3 protein-coding genes are annotated in these 3,933 nt (G+C 73.5%); all 3 read left to right on the top strand.

What is annotated here, in order from left to right:
• Nucleotides 1–1,465, top strand: a 1,465-nt coding sequence (locus IE330_RS38060; protein ID WP_190140753.1) for a S8 family peptidase, incomplete at its 5' end; no start/stop codon positions are given.
• A 14-nt stretch (nt 1,466–1,479) separates the two neighbouring features.
• A complete protein-coding gene (locus IE330_RS38055; RefSeq protein ID WP_190140752.1) occupies nt 1,480–3,099 on the top strand; it encodes a S8 family peptidase in 1,620 nt (539 codons plus the stop codon).
• A 97-nt stretch (nt 3,100–3,196) separates the two neighbouring features.
• Nucleotides 3,197–3,790 carry a hypothetical protein gene (locus tag IE330_RS38050; RefSeq protein WP_229926226.1) on the top strand — a complete coding sequence of 198 codons (594 nt, stop codon included), beginning with the start codon at nt 3,197–3,199 and terminating at the stop codon, nt 3,788–3,790.
• The last annotated feature ends 143 nt before the right edge of the window (nt 3,791–3,933 follow it).

The following is a 3,933-nucleotide window of genomic DNA, read 5'->3' as shown; positions in this document are numbered from 1 at the left end:
GGCCCCGTCCGACGCGCCGGCCGGGCCCGCCCGGGCCGCCGCGGCGCCCGCCGCGGGCAAGCTGGCGTACGTCGTCAACACGCGGACCGACGGCAAGACCATCGCGGCCGTGAAGAAGGCGATCGCGAAGGCCGACGGCACCGTCGTCGTCACCTACGCGAAGATCGGGGTGATCGTCGCGCACTCGGCCAACCCCGACTTCGGCAAGGAGCTGCGGAAGGTGCGCGGGGTGCAGTCCGCGGGCGCGACGCGCACGGCGCCGCTCACGGCGGCCGGGACGACCGAGGAGGGCGCGCCGACGTTCCTGTCGAAGGACAGGGCCAAGGCCCTCCAGCGGCAGGCCGCTTCGGGCGCCGCGCCCGCCCAGGAGCCCCTGGAGGCCGACCAGTGGGACCTGCGGGCCATCGGCGCCGACAAGGCGGCCACGATCAACCCGGGCAGCAGGAAGGTCACCGTCGGCGTCATCGACACCGGCGTCGACGACACCCACCCCGACCTCGCGCCCAGCTTCTCGGCGAAGCAGTCGGCGAACTGCGTGGGCGGCAAGGCCGACACCTCGCCCGGCGCCTGGCGGCCGGCGAAGAAGGAGCACTACCACGGCACGCACGTGGCGGGTGAGATAGCCGCCGCCCGCAACGGCATAGGCGTCGCCGGGGTCGCACCCGGCGTCAAGGTCGCGGGCATCAAGGTGGCCGACCCGGTCAGCGAGCTGTTCTACCCGGAGAGCGTCGTGTGCGCCTTCGTGTTCGCCGCCGACCACGGCATCGAGATCACCAACAACAGCTACTACGTGGACCCGTGGCTGTACAACTGCAAGGACGACCCGGACCAGCGGGCCATCGTCGACGCGGTCAACCGCGCGCAGCTCTACGCGCAGCGCAAGGGGACCCTGCACCTGGCCTCCGCGGGCAACTCCAACCACGACCTGGACGCGGACGCCATCGTCGACACCACCAGCCCCGACGACTCGACGCCGGTGACCCGCACCATCGACCCGCACACGTGCCTGGACGTGCCGACCCAGCTCCCGGGCGTCGTCACGGTCAGCGCGACCGGCGTGTACAAGGCCAAGTCGTACTACTCCACGTACGGCAACGGCGTCGTCGACGTCGCGGCCCCGGGCGGTGACCGCCGCTACCAGAAGCCCACGGACACGCCGTCGAAGGACGGCGGCATCCTCTCCACGATGCCGGGCGGCGAGTACGCCTGGCTCCAGGGCACCTCCATGGCGTCGCCGCACGCCGCGGGCGTGGCCGCGCTGCTGAAGTCCACGCACCCGAAGGCGGGCCCCGCGCAGCTCCAGAAGCTGCTGAAGAAGCAGGCGGACAACCCGGGCTGCCCGACGAAGCCGTACGACCCGGACGGCGACGGCAAGGTCGACGCCGTGTGCGAGGGCGGCACGAACCGCAACGGCTTCTACGGCTACGGGATCGTCGACGCCCTCGACGCGGTCAAGAAGAAGTGAGGGGGAGCACCGACGTGACCAGGCACCCCGCACCGCTCGGCCGGCGCGTGCTCGCTCTTCCGCTCGGTGTGGCCGTGGTGTCCGCGCTGGCGTTCCTGCCGGGCACGGCCGCGGCGCAGCCCGACGCGCCGCCCGCCGCAGGGCCGCCCGCCGCCGGGCCGTCCGGGTCGTCCGCCGCCGGTCCGTCCGGGCCGTCCGCTGCCGGGCCGTCCGTGGCGGCCGCCTCGGCCGACGGCGCGGCGATGAGCTACGTCGTCAACGTCCGCAAGAGCTACGGCGGCTGGATATCCCAGCACGTCAAGAAGGCCATCGCCAAGGCGGGCGGCAAGGTCGTCATCGCGTACGACCAGATCGGCGTGATCGTCGTCCACTCGGCGAACCCGGACTTCGCCAGGACCATCCGCAAGGCCAAGGGCGTCCAGTCGGCGGGCGCCACGCGCACCGCGCCGCTGTCCGCGCAGTCCGACGACGCCGTGGAGGAGGCGCGTCCGCTGTCCGCGCGGGAGGCAGCGGCCGCCGCGGGCGCGGCGGCGCGCGGCCAGGACGAGCTGGAGCCGCTCCAGTGGGACCTGCCCGCCGTCAAGGCGGACCGGGCGCACAAGGTGTCGCTCGGCAGCCCGAAGGTGACGGTCGGCGTCCTGGACTCCGGGGTCGACGACACGCACCCGGACATCGCGCCGAACTTCGACAAGAAGGCGTCCGCGAGCTGTCTGGGCGGGGTGCCCACGCAGAAGGACGGCGCGTGGCGGCCCGTGCCCAAGGAGAGCGACCACGGCATGCACGTGGCGGGCACGATCGCCGCCGCGAAGAACGGCACCGGGATCACCGGCGTGGCACCCGGGGTGAAGGTCGCGAGCCTGAAGGTGGCCGAGCCGGCCACCGGCCTGTACTACACGGAGGCCGTGGTCTGCGGCTTCGTGTGGGCGGCCGAGCACGGCGTGGACGTCACCAACAGCAGCTACTACACCGACCCGTGGCTGTTCAACTGCCGTACGGACCCCGACCAGCGGGCCCTCGTCGACGCGGTCGGCCGTGCCTCCCGGTACGCCGAGCGCAAGGGCGCCGTGAACGTGGCCGCGGCGGGCAACGCCAAGACGGACCTCGCCCAGGAGACGCTCGTCGACACGACGAGCCCGAACGACTCGACACCGGTCGAGCGCACCATCAGGACCGCGGACTGCTTCGACCTGCCGTCGCAGCTCCCGGGCGTCGTGACGGTGTCGTCCACCGGCGCCAAGGGCCTGAAGTCGTCGTTCTCCAACTACGGCAAGGGCGTCATCGACATCACCGCCCCCGGCGGCGACTCGACGGCGTACCAGAAGCCGCAGCCGCCCGCCACCAGCGGGCTGATCCTGTCGACGCTGCCGGGCGGCAAGTTCGGCTACAAGGCCGGTACGTCGATGGCGTCCCCGCACGCCGCGGGCGTGGCCGCGCTGATAAAGTCGTCGCACCCGAAGGCCTCGGCGGCCCGCGTGAAGGCCCTGCTGTACCGGCAGGCCGACGCGGTGCCGTGCGCGAACCCGTACGACATCGACGGGGACGGCAAGGTCGACGCGGTGTGCGAGGGCGGCAAGAACCGCAACGGCTTCTACGGCGTGGGCATGATCGACGCCCTGGACGCCGTGCGGAATTAGCCGAAGCGGCACATCTCGGGAGCGCACACGGCCGCCGCGCGGCGGCCGGGGCCGGGCGGTGGCCGACCGCCCGGCCCCTCACGAGAAGATGCCGCCCATGTACGCCTACAATGACGCGCCGTTCGCAGGAGACGCGCCGTTCGCCCACGCGGGCGCTCCGCAGTGGGGTGCCGAGCCGGTCCGGCCGACGTGGCAGCTCGTGCCGCGGTTCCTCGTCACGATGATCGTGCTGCCCGTGTGGTGGCTGCTGCTGTTGTGCCTCTTCGCCGCGCTCCTCGTGTTCGCCATGTTCGCGGAGGTCCTGACGGTGATACCGGGCTTCGAGCGCGGCTTCGAGCGGGTCATGGACGCCACCGTCGGCAGGATCCCGATCTGGCCGCGGTGGACCGTGACCTGGCCGGAGCTGCGGCACGAGGGCGACACCGCCTTCTACCGCGCGCGGGTGGACGCGTACCTGGACACCTGGACGAAGCGGGCGTCGGCCCGGCGCAAGTCGGGGGCGCCCTCGACGGTCCGGACGTGCGAGGTGCCGCTGCGGAAGTACCGGGGCGCGGGCGGCGGCTACGTGGTCGCGGCCGCGACGGCGCGCGGCTGGGAGCCGCGGCCCTCGGACCCGGCGAAGGAGATCCGCCTGGAGTGGCCGGCGGCGTCGGTGCCCGGAGCGGCCGGGCCCGTCGCGGGGACGCGGTGAACGGCGCGGACACCGTGGCGGACGGCGTGGCCCGGCCCTCCGTGGCGGGCGCCTGGGCCGCGCTCGGGGGCGATCCGGGGCTGCTCCCCCGGCTGTCGCACGCCGTGGACGGCGCCACGCTGCCCGCGCGGCTGCCCGTGCGT

It is taken from the genome of Streptomyces longispororuber, from assembly GCF_014656095.1.
GTDB lineage: Bacteria > Actinomycetota > Actinomycetes > Streptomycetales > Streptomycetaceae > Streptomyces > Streptomyces longispororuber.
Note: the sequence above shows the minus strand (reverse complement) of the source record. Positions and strands in the feature narration are given on the sequence as shown.